Genomic DNA, 15,480 nt, shown 5'->3' with positions numbered 1-15,480 from the left:
CCCGCCATGTTCTCTCAGAGCGGCTCGGGTAACTTGACCGGCGTCAACACCGGACGATCGGAGAAAAACGCCATCAGGTTCTGCCCGACCAATTCAACGGTTCCCCGGGTTGCTTCCGGTGACAGGCCGGCCACGTGAGGTGTGAGGATCACGTTGCTCAATGCCTTGAGCGCATCCGGCACCTGAGGCTCTGCATCGAATACATCGAGTGCGGCACCGGCGATCCGCCGTTGCTCAAGCGCGGAAATCAGATCGCTGGTGGCAACCACGCTGGCGCGGGCAATGTTGACGATAAAACCGTGGGGCCCCAATGCATCCAGCACCTGCTTGTTGACCAGATGCTGTGTGCCGATGCCGCCCGGTGTGCAAACGATCAGAAAGTCAGAGGCCCGAGCCAGCTCGGTGGGCGTCGAGCAAAAGTCGTAGGGCACATCACTGAGCAACTGGCGGCTGTGGTAGCTCACCGTCATGTCGAAGCCATTGGCGGCGCGTTTGGCGACGGCCATGCCGACGGCACCGAGGCCCAGAATGCCTATGCGTTTGCCGGCCAGTGACGGGCGCATGATCTTCGGCCATTCACCGCGTCGCACCGCCGCGTCGCACCGAGGGATGTCACGCACCAACGACAGCAACAAAGCCATCGTATGATCGGCCACCGACGAGGCGTTTACGCCGGCGCCATTGGTGACGGTAATGCCCCGGTCGCTGGCGGCTTGCAAATTGACCTGCTCGTAGCCGGCGCCGATTACGCAGATGATTTTCAGGTTCGGTAGCGCAGCGATTTCTTCGGCGCACAACCCCAGTGGCCCACGCGTCAGCACCGCATCGATTTGTCCGCCATAAGTGGCGATGGCTTGGGCGCGTTCGACGGGAGTAGGGGCGAGAATCAGGTGGAAGCCTTGATGCTCGAGGATCGGCAGGTAGTCGTTGATCGTTTCAACCAGTACCAGGACGGTTGTAGGCATGCTGGGCTCCTGAAGGCATCGGAATGTCGGGGCTCGAATGTCGGTTCAGATTGCTGACTACAGAGCGGTTTGGCAATCTCCAATAATAGAAGCAAGATCAAAGGATCGTCCGAACGCGGCCCGAGCCTTCGGCAGCTCCTACATTGACCACGTTCGCCGCAACGATTGTGATCCTGTAGGAGCTGCCGAAGGCTGCGATCTTTTCAACGCATCAGAACCTGGCGTCCGCTGTGTTCACTATTTTGGCGAATGCTGTGGGTTCAGGAAGCATGTCAATGAAGTCATAAGAAGCTTCTTGAGTGTGCTCAGCTCGCGTATTGAGCGACCCCGTTGCCGAACGACCAGTTCTCTTTCTTGACCTCCACCAGATTGATGAAGACATCTTCCAGACGAACCGCCAACTCCGTGTTGAGACTTTCGGCAATGGTCTTGTAGAGCAGTTTCTTCTGCTCCAGGGTACGGCCTTCATTCAGGCTGATCTGGATGATGACCAGATTGTCGCTGCGGTTGATGCCCAGGTAGACCGGATCAAAGATGAAGTGCAGCTCGTCATGTTCGGCAAGGATTTGAAAATTATCGTGCTCAGGGACGCCGATGGCGCTGCGCATGGCGGCATAGATGAGCTCGCCAACGCGTTTGGCGAAGGTCGGGTTCTGGTGTTTTTTGATGTCGACACGAACGAGTGGCATGGCATCACTCCGTCAGGTTGTAGCCAGGCAGATTGAGTGGCTTCGTTAAAACATTGATTCAAGCAGCTTTTTCGGATTTTTCGCGCCCAGGCGCTGGTTTTTGTGGGTTGTGGTGTTCAAAGCCATTGCCGAGCATCTGATCCGCATAACCACTCCTCAGCTAAGTCTTTGCTTCTGCTCATTAATCCCGGACAATCGCGCCCCTGTTTCGGCCAGGGCGCTGCCTGTCAGCTTTTTCTGACTCGTCCTGACCGAGTGGCAAGTGACCGGAATGCGGAGATCTGACCGGATGAATGATCAGGCCAATAGCGTTGATGAACGCTATGAAGCGGCGGCACCAGCGAGCCTCAGCAGCTGGAATCGCCATGACACCACCTGGATGCTGGGCCTGTTTGGCACGGCGATTGGTGCGGGTACCCTGTTTTTGCCAATCAACGCAGGTCTTGGCGGTTTCTGGCCGCTGTTGATTCTGGCGTTGCTGGCATTCCCAATGACCTTTTACGCACACCGTGGCCTGACCTGCTTCGTGTTATCGGGTCGTGCGGGGGCAGACATCACCGAGGTCGTCGAAGAGCATTTCGGGATCAAGGCCGGCGCCCTGATCACCTTGCTGTACTTCTTCGCGATCTTCCCGATCCTGCTGATCTATAGCGTCGCCCTGACCAACACCGTGGGCAGTTTCCTCGAGCATCAGTTGCACATCATGCCGCCGCCACGGGCGATTCTGTCGTTAGTGCTGATTCTTGGGCTGCTGGCCGTGGTGCGTTGCGGCGAGCAGATGATCGTCAAGGCCATGAGCCTGATGGTGTACCCGTTCATCGTGGCGCTGCTGTTTCTGGCGGTGTTCCTGATTCCGCACTGGAACGGCGGTATTCTCGCCACCGCCAGCACTTTGCCTGAGCCGTCGGCGCTGCTGCACACCTTGTGGCTGGCGATTCCGGTGATGGTGTTCTCGTTCAACCACTCGCCGATCATCTCGGCGTTTGCGGTGGACCAGAAGCGTCGTTATGGCGTGCATGCAGAAGAGCGCAGCTCGCAAATCCTGTCCCGCGCTCACGCCTTGATGGTGGTGATGGTGCTGTTCTTCGTCTTCAGTTGTGTGCTGACCCTGTCGCCAGAGCAACTGGCCGAGGCCAAGGCGCAGAACCTGTCGATCCTGTCGTACCTGGCCAACCACTTCAGCAACCCGACGATCGCGTTCGCCGCGCCGTTGATTGCGTTCGTGGCCATTTCCAAGTCGTTTCTGGGGCACTACATCGGCGCCAGCGAAGGCCTCAAGGGTTTGATCGTCAAGAGCGGTCGTCGCCCGACACCGAAGACCCTGGACCGTATGACCGCAGCGTTCATGCTGGTGGTCTGCTGGATCGTCGCCACGCTGAACCCGAGCATTTTGGGGATGATCGAGACCCTCGGTGGCCCGGTTATCGCGTCGATTCTGTTCCTGATGCCGATGTACGCGATCCGCAAGGTGCCTGCGATGGCGCGTTATCGCGGCCAGGCCTCCAACGTCTTCGTGACGCTGGTGGGCCTGGTGGCGATTTCGGCGTTGATTTATTCGCTGACCGCTTGATAGGCGAAGGTCAAAAGATTCCGGCCTGCTCGCGCAGTGCCGGATTGACAGCTACAGTGGCTGCTGTGCGTGATACGTGCAGCAGCTTTTTTTTCGCCCGTTGATCGGAGACATTGGATTGCCGAACGTCTCACCCCCAAATCCTGTCGAGCAACCCAATCGCTGGCAGGACCTGTTGGCCGGGTTATCGATTGCCGGATTGCTGCTGCCCGAGGCTGTCGCCTATTCGAGTATCGCTGCCCTGGCGCCGCAGGCGGGGGTGATCGCCCTGTTCGCCGGGTTACTCTGCTATGGACTGTTTGGCACCAGCCGGTTTGCCATTGTTTCCGCGACTTCTTCGTCAGCCGCCGTGCTGGCCGCCGCCACCGCGACGCTGGCCAATGGCGATCCGCAACTGCGCGCGAGCCTGGCCATCGGGCTGGTTCTGGTCACAGGCGCGTTCTTTTTGCTGGCCGGGTTGTTCAAGCTCGGCAGCGTGACGTCGTTTATCGCCAAGCCGGTATTGCGCGGCTTTGCCTTTGGCCTGGCGCTGACCATCATCCTTAAACAACTCGCCAGCGTGGTCGGGGTGCACCTGAGCGACGGCAACGTGATTCGCTTTTTGCCGCAGTTGCTGGAGCAACTGCCGCAGTGGAACTGGGCCGCCGCCGGTGTGGCCGTAGTGGCGTTGGCATTGTTGTGGTTGTTTGGGCGGTTCCGGCGCTTGCCGGGTGGGTTGCTGGTGGTGGTGATCGGCATCGTGGCGGGACAATGGCTGAACTTGCCGGCCTATGGGGTCAGGCTGATCGGGGTGATCGACCTCGGCCTGGAGGTTCCGAAGCTGCCGGTGTTGCCCTTTGCCGATTGGTTGCGCCTGGGGGAGCTGGGCTTTGCCATGGTGATGATCCTGTATGCAGAGTCCTACGGCTCGATCAGCTCCTTCGCACTCAAACATGGTGATCGGGTGTCCTCGAACCGGGATCTGCTGGCGCTCGGGGCGTCGAACCTGCTGTCCGGACTGTTTCACGGGATGCCGGCAGGGGCGGGGTATTCCGCGACTTCCGCGAATGAGGCAGCCGGCGCGACTTCACGCTTGGCCGGTGGCGTGGCGGCATTGGTGGTGTTGATCATCGTCCTGACGGTGCTGCCTTATATTGCCTTGACCCCTGAGCCGATACTGGCCGCGATCGTCACCCATGCGCTGGCTCGCGGCTTGAGCCTGCAACCGTTGGGGCGCTATTTCATCTGGCGACGCGATCGCCTGCTGGTGATCTGCGCCGTGGCGGCCGTGTTGGTGTTGGGGGTGCTGGACGGTTTGCTGGTGGCGGTGGCGATCAGTGTGCTGCTGATGCTCAAGCAGATGTCGGCGGCGGATATCCAGATTCTCGGGCACATCGGCACCGGACACGACTTTGTCGACGTACAACGTCATCCATTGGCCAAGGCAGTGCCGGGGATGTTGATTGTGCGACCGAGCGAGGCGTTGTTCTTTGCTAACGTGGAGCGAATTCTCGGGGGCGCATTACGCTTGATTCGACACTCTGAAACGCCGATTCACACGGTGATTCTCAGCCTGGAAGAGTCGCCAGACCTGGATGGCACCAGTATCGAGGCGTTGGAGGAGTTCTTTCTGCGAGTACGCATTGAAGGCAAACGGTTGCTGCTGGCACGGCTCAAGGACGAGGCTCAAACGGTATTGTCGGCGTTGCCTGAGGCTGAGCGTTCGCAAGTCGTTCTCTGTGGCTTGAGTGTGGATGGCGCGGTACAGCTGGCGCTCAATGATCCAGGGCAAAACCTTCCGGCATAAAAAAACGCCGCGCACCTTACGATGCACGGCGTTTTCTATGGCGTTGTAACGTTAGGCTTGAACGACCGGGATGTTGGCGTTCGCTGCAGCTTCACGGAACTCGGCGATCTGGTCGAAACTCAGGTAGCGATAGACATCGCTGGCCATGGTGTCGATTTCTTTCGCGTAGGCCATGTACTCCTCGACGGTCGGCAGGCGACCCAGGATCGAGGCCACCGACGCCAGCTCGGCCGAAGCCAGGTAGACGTTGGCACCATCGCCCAGACGGTTCGGGAAGTTACGGGTCGACGTCGAGACCACGGTGGAGTTCGGCTCAACGCGAGCCTGGTTACCCATGCACAGCGAGCAGCCCGGCATTTCCATGCGCGCGCCAGCCTTGCCGTAGATGCCGTAGTAGCCTTCTTCGGTCAGTTGGTGAGCGTCCATCTTGGTCGGCGGCGACAGCCAAAGACGGGTTGGCAGCTGACCCTTGACCTGATCCAGCAGTTTACCGGCAGCGCGGAAGTGACCGATGTTGGTCATGCACGAACCGATGAACACTTCGTCGATCTTCTCGCCAGCAACGCTGGACAGCAGACGGGCGTCGTCCGGATCGTTCGGCGCGCAGAGCACCGGCTCTTTGATGTCGGCCAGGTCGATCTCGATGGTTTCAGCGTATTCGGCGTCAGCATCGGCAACCATCAGCTCAGGGTTGGCGATCCAGGCTTCCATCGCTTGAGCACGACGTTCCAGAGTACGCGCATCGCCGTAGCCTTCGCCGATCATCCAGCGCAGCAGGGTGATGTTGGAGCTCAGGTACTCGGTGATCGACTCTTTCGACAGCTTGATGGTGCAACCGGCAGCCGAACGTTCGGCCGAGGCGTCGGACAGCTCGAAGGCTTGTTCGATGCTCAGGTTGTCCAGGCCTTCGATTTCCAGGATGCGGCCAGAGAAGGCGTTCTTCTTGCCTTTCTTCTCTACGGTCAGCAGGCCAGCCTGGATCGCGTAGTAAGGAATGGCGTGAACCAGGTCACGCAGGGTGACGCCCGGTTGCATTTTGCCTTTGAAGCGCACCAGGATCGATTCCGGCATGTCCAGTGGCATCACGCCAGTGGCTGCGGCGAACGCGACCAGACCGGAACCGGCCGGGAACGAGATGCCCATCGGGAAACGGGTGTGCGAGTCACCACCGGTACCGACGGTGTCCGGCAGCAGCATGCGGTTCAGCCAGCTGTGGATGATGCCGTCGCCCGGACGCAGGGAAACGCCGCCGCGGGTCATGATGAAGTCTGGCAGGGTGTGGTGAGTGGTGACGTCGATCGGCTTTGGATAGGCCGCGGTGTGGCAGAAAGACTGCATGACCAGATCGGTCGAGAAGCCCAGGCATGCCAGGTCTTTCAGTTCGTCACGGGTCATCGGGCCAGTGGTGTCCTGGGAACCGACGGTGGTCATTTTCGGTTCGCAGTAAGTACCTGGACGAACGCCAACTACGCCGCAAGCCTTACCGACCATTTTCTGCGCCAGGGTGAAACCCTTGGTGCTTTCAGCCGGAGCTTCCGGCTTCTTGAACAGGTCGGACGGTGGCAGACCCAGTTCGGCACGCGCCTTCTCGGTCAGGCCACGGCCGATGATCAGCGGGATACGACCGCCAGCACGGACTTCGTCGAGCAGGACCGGGGTCTTCATTTCGAAGGTGGTCAGGATTTCGTCGCTGTTGTGCTTGGTGACTTTACCGGCATGAGGGTACAGGTCGATCACGTCGCCCATGTTCATGTTGGTGACGTCGAATTCGATTGGCAGTGCGCCGGCATCTTCCATGGTGTTGTAGAAGATCGGAGCGATTTTGCTGCCGAAGCAGAAACCGCCAGCACGCTTGTTCGGCACGTAAGGAACGTCGTCGCCGAAGAACCACAGCACCGAGTTGGTCGCCGATTTACGCGAAGAACCGGTACCCACTACGTCGCCGACGTAGGCGATAGGGAAGCCTTCACCGCGCATGGTTTCGATCTGCTTCATCGGACCGGTGACGCCTTGCTCGTCCGGCACGATACCGTCGCGGGCCATTTTCAGCATGGCCAGGGCGTGCAGCGGGATGTCTGGACGCGACCAGGCATCAGGAGCAGGGGACAGGTCGTCGGTGTTGGTTTCGCCGGTGACCTTGAACACGCGCAGGCTGATCTTGTCGGCCAGAACCGGGCGGTTCTTGAACCACTCGCCGTCAGCCCAGGATTGCAGTACGCCTTGAGCGTGAACGTTGCCGTTCTTGGCTTTTTCCGCGACGTCGTGGAAAGCATCGAACATCAGCAGGGTGTGCTTGAGTTGCACGGCAGCGACTGGAGCCAGTTCGGCGGAGTCGAGCAGGTCAACCAGCGTCACGATGTTGTAGCCGCCTTGCATGGTGCCAAGCAGTTCAACAGCGCGCTTTTTGTCGATCAGAGGGGAAGTGGCTTCGCCTTTGGCCAACGCAGACAGGAAGCCGGCCTTTACATAGGCTGCTTCGTCCACGCCAGGCGGAACGCGATTGGTGATCAGGTCAACGAGGAAAGCTTCTTCGCCAGCCGGGGGATTCTTCAGCAGCTCGACCAGGCCTGCAGTTTGTTCGGCGTTAAGCGGCTGGGGAACGATACCCAGTGCTGCGCGCTCTTCGATATGTTTGCGGTAGGCTTCAAGCACAGTTATTACCCTCATCAGTGGTCCCAAATGGGTGTCCGGGACGCTCATCCCGAAATTGCCGTACTCATGCGCTGCGTGGCGTTGTGGGCCGCTTAGCCAGAATTACCGGCAATTCCTTACAGAAGCTGCTTTCAAAGTTTTACGCCTGCAGAACGGGGAGCTGATGAGGGTTGGCGTTGGGCTTTTCCCCGCTGGAAAAACCCTTCGCCAACACCGCTCTGAAGGAACGACTGTGCTCGTGACGCTTTGAAAACAGCTTCTAACGGACATTGGCGCCTTAAAAGGCTGGCTGATTCTACGGCAAAAAAAAATTAAAGGTAAGTTAGGCCCTGAACTTTGAGGGGTGATGAATGTTAGACAAAGGGCTAACATGCCAACCTGTTTTGCTTTCTCGCGTTCTGCCTACCTATGCCCAATCAAACCATCAAGACTCCCTGCGTCGGCCTCTGTTCCACTGTTTACGGTGATCTGGTGTGCCGCGGCTGCAAGCGTTTCCACCATGAAGTGATTCACTGGAACGGTTACAACGAGGAAGAAAAGCGCGCCGTCTGGCTGCGTCTTGAGCAGCTGTTGGTGCAAGTGATGGCCGGGAAACTCGAAATTTTCGATCCCGCGCGCCTGCGTGAGCAACTGGTGCAGCGAAAAATCCGCTTTGTGCCCCATCAGTCGGAATATTGCTGGGCGTATCAGTTGATCGCCAGGGGCGCGCGGGTGATCAACAATCTGGAAGCCTATGGGATGGTGTTGCTGCCGGAGTTTCGTGACTGGAATTTGCCGGAGTTGCGCGACGCCATCGATCGGGAATTTTTCCTGCTGTCGGAGGCGCATTACCAGCGCTACATCGCGCCGGGCTTCCTTAAGGATGCCTTGGCGCCCGGCGCTTAAAAGCATCGCGAGCAAGCTCGCTCCCACACTGGATTTGTGAACGACACAGATCAACTGTGGGAGCGAGCTTGCTCGCGATGGCGATCCATCAGGCGCCTTATTTGCCGCTGGTCACCAATTCCTCCAGGTGATCCATGATTTCCTGTGGCTTGAGCACCAGCACATCGCTTTCCAGCGAATCGAGCACCACTTCCGCTGTATTACCGATCAACGCGCCTGAGAACCCGGTACGCGCCACGGTGCCGATGACGGTTACCGATGCCTGCAATTTATGTGCAACGTGGGGAATCAGCACATCGGCCGGGCCTTCTTCGATATGCAGGTGGTCGTCGTCGATGTCGAACTCGGCCTGGAACGCCTTGCATTGCTCGCGGTAGCGGGCTTCGATGGTTTCCTTGAGCTGGAAAACCGGGTCGGCCGCCGAGAGCATCGGCGACGGATGGGCGCTGATGACATGCAGCTGGGCTTTGGCCAAGTGGGCGATGTCGAAGCCATGATCGACAATGCTGGCATGCAGCACGCGGTGTTCAGGATCGCTGTTGCCCACGTCGATGGCCGCCAGAATCGTCCCGCCGGCCCAGGATTTCGAGGTTTTCACCAGTAACACCGGACTAGGGCACTGACGCATCAGCTTCCAGTCTTCCGGGGTCAGCAGGGCTTTTTTCAACGGGTTGTCGTGAAAGTGTTGCTTGACCACCAGCCCGCAACCTTCAGCCTGCTGCACATCGATGATGGTTTCATGCAGGCTTTTGTTCCACGCTTGCTCGGTGGTGACGCTATGACCGTCTTCCAGCAGGCTGGCCTTGAGCACGCTCAACAGCGCCGAGTGATCGTGCTCTTTATCGCAGATCAACAAGTGCAGATGCGCCTGAGTCACCCCGGCGATCAGCTTGGCGCGTTTGAGGGCCAGGCTTTCGTTGGGCGAGGGCTCAATGACCACCAGGATGCTGCGGATGGCTTGCATGGTCGGAATCTCCGATGAATGAGAAAACACGTCGTTGCACAACTATAGTTGCTGGTCGCGAATCCGGGTCTTGATGCATATCAAGTGCGGCGACTGGTGGTCTGCCGGCAGGCAAGTATAATCGGCGCCCTTCGCTGTGAACCTATTGCCCGTGAGCCTCATGTTACTGAACCCTGAAATCCTTGCCGTCCTGCCCAATGGTCCTGTTGAACTGTCGGAAGTGAGCCAATGATCCTTCCTGAGATTCATCAGTTCCTTGGCTGCCGCACGCCTGACGGCTGGGTTCAGGCCGCATTGGCCGACCAGGAAACCCTGCTGATCGACCACAAGAACTGCGAGTTCAAGGCCGCCAGCACCGCGCTCAGCCTGATCGCCAAGTACCACTCGCACGTCGACCTGATCAATTTGATGTCGCGTCTGGCCCGGGAAGAACTGGTGCATCACGAACAAGTCATGCGCCTGATGAAAAAGCGCAAGATCGAACTGCGCCAGCTGTCCGCCGGTCGTTACGCTTCGGGTTTGCGCAAAGTGGTGCGCAGCCACGAGCCGGTAAAACTGGTGGACACGCTGGTGGTCGGGGCATTTATCGAGGCGCGCAGTTGCGAGCGTTTCGAAGCCCTGGTGCCGCACCTGGATGAAGAACTGGGCAAGTTCTACTTCGGCCTGCTGAAAAGCGAGGCGCGGCATTTCCAGGGGTACCTGAAGCTGGCTTACCAGTACGGCGACGCCAAGGACATCGCGCAGGTGATCGACAAGGTGCGTGCCGCCGAGCAAGAGCTGATCGAGTCCCCGGACGTCGAGTTCCGTTTCCACAGTGGTGTGCCTGCTGCAGGTCTGTGAAAGAAAACAGGCAAATTGTCAACGCGAAACTGTCAAAGACTGTTAACGGGCCAGCCCCAGCCGTTCGTGCCACTCGGCAATGGATTCTTCCGGGTAGACCTCGAACAGCTGATCCTTGGGATGTGCCTCGACTTCGACCCACGGGGCTTTTGAACCGAGCATCAGGTGCGTATGTTCCGGCGGCACCGGCAGCGGGGTGTCGATGGCCGAAGCGAAGGGGTGAATCAACTCGGGCCATTCAGGGCTGAACAGCCACAAGCCAGTGCCGCAGAGCGAGCAGAAGTGCCGTTCGGCGCTGCTGCTGTGGGCACGTCGGGCACCGTCATCCTTGAGGCGGGCGTGATAGATCGAGATGTGTTTACGACCACGGACTTTCAGGCTGTTCGCCTTGCCGCCGAGGTTGATCGCATAGCCGCCCGCGCCCTGGGTCTTGCGGCAGATCGAGCAGTAACAGCGTTGATAAGGGTAGGGGTGGGCACTGCTCAGACTGAACGACACCGCGCCGCAATGGCAGGAACCTTCGAGTTGCATGGGAGACCTCCAACAGGTCTGCGGATCTCCCGGAACAGCGTAGCTGTTCAGCCATATTTCAGTCCTAGGTGTCAGCCTCTGCGGGTCGCTGCGCTCCAAGGCGAACCGAGCCTGCAGCGGCCGGTTCGCCTGGTTGAGGATTCTGGCCTTTTAATGGGTTTTTTTTGCTGCCTCGAGCCGGTCCTCGCGTTTTTCCTGTTCATTGCGGAACAGCTTGTCGGCGTTTTTTTTCTGAACGTCGGAAAACGTGCCATACAGAGCGCTAAACGCGGTTGCAAGCTTCTGCATATTGTCCGCGTGCAATTGGGCTAATTTGGCATAGGACATCATCGCGTCATCGGCACTCAACGCTGGCAGCTTTTCCGCACGCTCCAGAAAGGCTGTATCGGCGTTGTGAGCGTTGTCGCGTATGGTTTGCGCATAGGCATCCCATTGAGTTGACTGCTTGTCGGTGATTTTCAGCTTGGCGTGCAGTTCTTTGATCCTCTTATCTACAACGTCCATGTGCTTTTTGGCATGAGTGGCAGCCGTCTGTGACGGTGCGCCAGGACTGCTCGCTGCCGTCGTCTGTGCCGAGACAGAAGTGGTGAGGAATGCCAGCATCAACGCTGCCGGCATAGCCGCTTTAAGTACGAAGTTGTTCATGTCTTTATATCCGGATTGAGTTGTCGAATTGACGACCGTTGCAGGGGATATATCAGTGCGAGCGGCGGTCGCTCGGGTTTCATGCGGCTAGGGAGCTTAATAGCCGGGTGGAGGATATCCATTGGAGTTGTACGTGTTGGGATAGTAGTACCTGACCCCCGGTGGTGGCGGCGGAGGTGCTTCCCGGTAAATCACGGCGGGCGGCGCCCGTACCGCACCCGCGGCCACGGCTCCCACTACTGCGCCAATGAGTATCGCGCCCAAGTCGCCGTTGTCACCACCGCGATAGTCACCGCCACGGCCGCCGCGATAGTCACGATGGCTATCACGATTATCATGGCCACCACGATAGTCGCGATGGTAAACCTGCCGGCCATAGCCCTCGCGTTGGTCGTGCTGCGCTTGTGCCGGTAGCGCTGCGGCTGTCGCCATAACAGCGACGAGCATTACTGCCAGTCGTCGATATAAAGGTATTTGCGAATGCTGAGTCATGAGTCGTGCCTCCTTGAATGAGGGAATCACTGAACCCCACCGTCCACTGGATGAGCAGGAGGATCGCACCGTCCTGATTTGGCAGTGATCTACCTCACGCCACGTTAACTCCGCTGCCCGCGCGGGTCTGTTCGGTAGCGCACTCTGCGCCCGGCACAGAGCGACTGACGCAGACGTGCTGGGGGACAGCGCTCTGACCTCACGCAACGGCCGCACTATAATTAACCTGTTGATGACACGAGAGAGGGTCCAGCTATGAAAACTCACTCCTTCCAGCATTACTCTCATGATCTGGGAGTCGCTGTTCACGACGCGTGGATTACAACCCGGGTGAAGTCGGCTCTGGCCTTTTCAGAACCGACTCTCGGTCTGCATGTCAATGTCAAAACCCATGCCGGTACAGTGGCGTTGAGCGGCCGCGTTAACACCCATAAAGAGTGTGAACGGGTGGTAGAACTCGCCCGTTCGGTGAATGGCGTCAACGAAATCGATGCCAAAGACCTGCTGACTCATGTGTTCACTCCAGGGCATCTCCCTGAAGCACCCAACGCTGAAGAGAACACCGAGTATCGGCCGCCATCGTCGGAAAAAAAGATGGATGACAAATGATGCTGACAACCGTGTGAGCGCCGCGCTCCTGGTTGGGAAACGGGAGCGGGGCGCGGAGCGTTTGATCGAAAGGCTCTGCGCTCATGCAAAAGTACAAGGCGCTCGTTTTCACTTACTCGGCTGTCTGCGGGTGCCGAGCAGATAGTTCTTCTTCCCCTCGGAATGAACCTGAATAGCCTCACTGAGGCTTCGGTGTAGAAGCTTGTCATGATGAAATAGCTGCCAGCTTTTGCTATAAGCAACGGCCGATTTGGAGCAGAACATGATGAAATCCGCAGTACTGACCTTTGCCTTAGTGCTTAACGCAGGGTTGTTGAGCACGCAAGCAGAAGCGGCCGGCGATGCTGAAGCAGGTCAGAAACTGTTTAACCGAATTTGCGGCGGGTGCCATCAAACAGGCGTTTCAGCACGGGGTTCTTTTGGGCCGCAGCTCAATGCCATTTTCGGACGCCGTGCCGGGAGCACGACGGACTACCAGTACTCTTCCTCGATGAAATCATCGGGCGTCGTCTGGACCCGCGAAACACTGGCCGCGTACATCGAAGATCCAAAAAAAGTGGTACCCGGAACCCGCATGATTTTCTGGGGTATCAGCGATCCGGAAAAGATCGAAAACCTGTTGGCTTACCTTCAGACATTTCAGCCGCAGTAATCTGTACCTCATCGTCAGTTCAGCAATGACTGAACAAAACGGGCGCCTTAAAAGGCGCCCGTTTTCATTCACTCCACTGTCCGTTTACAACTGTGGATTCAACCGTGAGACGTTGGTCTTCTACTTGCCGCAAAACACCGCTGGCCTACGCTCGGCAAATGCCGCCAGTCCCTCATCGAAGTCGCTGCTCTCACACGCCTGCCGACGCAGTTCTGCGATCTGTTCCATCGCCTGGACGGGCATCGGTTGCAGGTCTTCAAGGATGCGCAACTGCTCCTTGACCGCCGCAATGGCCAGCGGCGCTTTGCCGGCAATCGTGCGTGCCAGTTCAAGCGCAGTTACCTCCAGCGCGTCGCTGTCGACCAGTCTGTTCACCACACCGAAGCGTTCAGCACGCTCTGCATCGAGCTTCTGCGCACCGAAAAACATTTCCTTCAGTACGTGAATCGGCAGGTTGTTGAAGAAGCGCAGCAGCCCACTGGTTGTGTAGGGCAAACCGATGTTTGCCGGTGTCATCGAAAAGCTCGCGTTGCGATCGGCGACGACCAGGTCGCAACTCATCACCAGGTCGACCGCACCGCCCCACACTGAGCCGGAGACCATGGCAATCACCACGCCGGGGTAGGCGCGGATGCGGCGCAACACTTTTTCGAGTGGCTTGCCGTAGGCAATCGGATCGTGGTCGTGTTGCAGTTCGCGGATGTCGTGGCCGGCGCTCCAGACGGGCTGGCCGACTTCGCTGCCGAGTATCACCACCGGTATGCGTTGTGACGCCAGTGCGGCGAGGCTTTCGTCGAGGGCGGTCAGCAGTTGTGCGCTGAGGGCGTTGCGGTGGGTGGGGTTGCTGAAGACCAGCCGACCGATTCGTTCATCGACAATGTTGACGGTCACGGCGGCGGAAGAGGTTTGTGTCGGGGTCATTGGGCGGTTCCTGTTGATTGCTCGGTAGCCATTGCTGGCGAATCGTTGGTGTCCTGGTACACGGCCTTCGCGGCCAGCAGTGCGTCGATCGACGCAGCGTCGAAACCGGCCTCGCGCAGCACTTCAAGGGTGTGTTCACCGAGCAGCGGCGGTGGTCGCTGGCTGACGCCAGGCGCAGGTTCATCTGCGTCGGTGGCGCTGAACACGGGGGTCACTACCTGACGCAGTGCGCCGAGTGTCGGGTGCGTGAGTGTCCTGGTCAGTTGGCTATGCAGCACTTGCGGGTCGTCGAACACTTCGTCGAGTGTATTGATCGGGCCGGCGGGCAAACCGGCCTCGATGAACAGCTCGGTCCATGCGCGTTTGCTGCGGGTTTTCAAGCGGCTTTCCAGAATAGCTTTCAACTCGTCACGTCGCTCGACCCGGGCTTCATTGGTCGCGAAGCGCGGGTCGTCGGGCAGTGTCGGTAAATCGAGCAGCGTGCATAAACGTCCCCACATGGCCGAGGTGATCGGCGCCAGATTGAGCGGGCCATCCAGCGTCTGGAACACCCCGTAAGGCGCAATGACGGAATGGGCGTTGCCGGTGCGGCGGGGGACATCGCCGAGGCTGAGGTAGCGTTGACCGTGCACGCTTAGCAGCCCGACCAGGCTGGCCAGCAACGAGGTGCTGACGTGCTGGCCGTGCCCGGTGCGTTCGCGCTCCAGCAGGGCGGCCAATACCGCCGTCACCAGCCACATGCCCGAGGTCAGGTCGCCGATGGCCGTGCCGGTGCGGGTCGGATCGCCATCGACGAACCCCGTCAGGCTCATCAGCCCCGAGTAGCCCTGGGCGATCTGGTCGAACCCCGGCCAACTGCTCATCGGCCCGTCGCTGCCAAAGGCGTTGATGCTGCCCATGATCAGCCGCGGATTGCGTGCGCTGAGCACCTCATAGCTGAGCCCCATGCTATCGAGGGTGCCGGGTTTGAAGTTTTCGATCACCACGTCGGCATCATCGATCAGCCGCCGGATCGTGGCCAATCCCTGGGGATTGCGGAAGTCGATGCACATGCCGCGTTTATTGCGATTGCACGACAGATAGTAGGTGCTCACGCCCCGGTCGAACGGGCCCCAGGTCCGGCTCATGTCGCCGGTCGGGCCGGGCTCGATCTTGATCACATCGGCGCCGAGATCCGCCAGCACCATGGTGCAGAACGGCCCCGACAGCGCACGGCTCAGGTCGACGATCTTCACGCCTTGCAAAGCTTGCATACGGTTCTCCTGTGAATGTTTGAGCG

The 15,480-nt window shown here is 58.9% G+C and carries 14 protein-coding genes; 6 read left to right on the top strand and 8 right to left on the bottom strand.

All coding sequences use genetic code 11. The features are described from left to right. Window positions 1-14: 14 nt before the first annotated feature. Window positions 15-965, bottom strand: coding sequence for a 2-hydroxyacid dehydrogenase (locus BK659_RS12315; protein ID WP_123425343.1), 951 nt, complete (start codon window positions 963-965; stop codon window positions 15-17). Between the two features lie 305 nt (window positions 966-1,270). Beyond that, the gene (locus BK659_RS12310; protein WP_123425342.1) at window positions 1,271-1,654 is read right to left on the bottom strand and encodes a tautomerase family protein; all 384 of its coding nucleotides are present in this window, start codon (window positions 1,652-1,654) and stop codon (window positions 1,271-1,273) included. A gap of 289 nt (window positions 1,655-1,943) precedes the next feature. Between BK659_RS12310 and BK659_RS12305 the strand changes: the two genes are divergently transcribed. Both BK659_RS12305 and BK659_RS12300 read left to right on the top strand, forming a co-directional pair. Then, window positions 1,944-3,224: a serine/threonine transporter gene (locus BK659_RS12305; RefSeq protein WP_123425341.1), complete on the top strand. Its 1,281-nt coding sequence runs from the start codon at window positions 1,944-1,946 to the stop codon at window positions 3,222-3,224. Between the two features lie 118 nt (window positions 3,225-3,342). After that, a complete protein-coding gene (locus tag BK659_RS12300) occupies window positions 3,343-5,010 on the top strand; it encodes a SulP family inorganic anion transporter (protein WP_123425558.1) in 1,668 nt (555 codons plus the stop codon). A 51-nt stretch (window positions 5,011-5,061) separates the two neighbouring features. On the opposite strand, the gene acnB is transcribed toward BK659_RS12300, so the two are convergent. Then, window positions 5,062-7,662 (bottom strand): bifunctional aconitate hydratase 2/2-methylisocitrate dehydratase, encoded by a 2,601-nt coding sequence (gene acnB / locus BK659_RS12295; RefSeq protein WP_123425340.1) that lies wholly within the window; start codon window positions 7,660-7,662, stop codon window positions 5,062-5,064. Between the two features lie 408 nt (window positions 7,663-8,070). Here acnB and BK659_RS12290 point away from each other — a divergent pair, with 408 nt between their 5' ends. Further along, window positions 8,071-8,547, top strand: coding sequence for a DUF1289 domain-containing protein (locus BK659_RS12290; RefSeq protein WP_123425339.1), 477 nt, complete (start codon window positions 8,071-8,073; stop codon window positions 8,545-8,547). 97 nt (window positions 8,548-8,644) lie between these two features. On the opposite strand, the gene BK659_RS12285 is transcribed toward BK659_RS12290, so the two are convergent. Further along, window positions 8,645-9,511, bottom strand: a complete 867-nt coding sequence (locus tag BK659_RS12285) for a universal stress protein (protein WP_123425338.1) — start codon at window positions 9,509-9,511, stop codon at window positions 8,645-8,647. A gap of 228 nt (window positions 9,512-9,739) precedes the next feature. Between BK659_RS12285 and BK659_RS12280 the strand changes: the two genes are divergently transcribed. Then, complete coding sequence (locus tag BK659_RS12280) at window positions 9,740-10,351, top strand: MiaE family protein (protein WP_123425337.1); 612 nt, start codon at window positions 9,740-9,742, stop codon at window positions 10,349-10,351. A gap of 42 nt (window positions 10,352-10,393) precedes the next feature. On the opposite strand, the gene BK659_RS12275 is transcribed toward BK659_RS12280, so the two are convergent. Together BK659_RS12275 and BK659_RS12270 are read right to left on the bottom strand one after the other, a co-directional pair. Further along, window positions 10,394-10,882, bottom strand: a complete 489-nt coding sequence (locus BK659_RS12275) for a GFA family protein (protein WP_123425336.1) — start codon at window positions 10,880-10,882, stop codon at window positions 10,394-10,396. A 150-nt stretch (window positions 10,883-11,032) separates the two neighbouring features. Further along, on the bottom strand, window positions 11,033-11,527 hold the full coding sequence (locus BK659_RS12270; protein ID WP_123425335.1) for a Spy/CpxP family protein refolding chaperone: 495 nt from the start codon (window positions 11,525-11,527) through the stop codon (window positions 11,033-11,035). A gap of 747 nt (window positions 11,528-12,274) precedes the next feature. Between BK659_RS12270 and BK659_RS12265 the strand changes: the two genes are divergently transcribed. Both BK659_RS12265 and BK659_RS12260 read left to right on the top strand, forming a co-directional pair. Next, window positions 12,275-12,628 (top strand): BON domain-containing protein, encoded by a 354-nt coding sequence (locus BK659_RS12265; RefSeq protein WP_123425334.1) that lies wholly within the window; start codon window positions 12,275-12,277, stop codon window positions 12,626-12,628. A gap of 262 nt (window positions 12,629-12,890) precedes the next feature. Beyond that, entirely contained in the window at window positions 12,891-13,280 is a 390-nt protein-coding gene (locus BK659_RS12260; protein WP_123425333.1) for a c-type cytochrome, read from the top strand. Window positions 13,281-13,400: 120 nt separating this feature from the next. On the opposite strand, the gene scpB is transcribed toward BK659_RS12260, so the two are convergent. Continuing rightward, window positions 13,401-14,201: a methylmalonyl-CoA decarboxylase gene (gene scpB / locus BK659_RS12255; RefSeq protein WP_123425332.1), complete on the bottom strand. Its 801-nt coding sequence runs from the start codon at window positions 14,199-14,201 to the stop codon at window positions 13,401-13,403. Then, window positions 14,198-15,454, bottom strand: coding sequence for a CaiB/BaiF CoA transferase family protein (locus BK659_RS12250; RefSeq protein ID WP_123425331.1), 1,257 nt, complete (start codon window positions 15,452-15,454; stop codon window positions 14,198-14,200). Before BK659_RS12250 ends, scpB begins: the two co-directional genes overlap by 4 nt. Between the last annotated feature and the right edge of the window lie 26 nt (window positions 15,455-15,480).

Origin of the sequence: Pseudomonas brassicacearum, assembly GCF_003732225.1 — a bacterium.
Taxonomy (GTDB): Bacteria; Pseudomonadota; Gammaproteobacteria; order Pseudomonadales; family Pseudomonadaceae; genus Aquipseudomonas; species Aquipseudomonas brassicacearum_E.
This window is presented reverse-complemented; position numbering and strand designations above follow the sequence as displayed.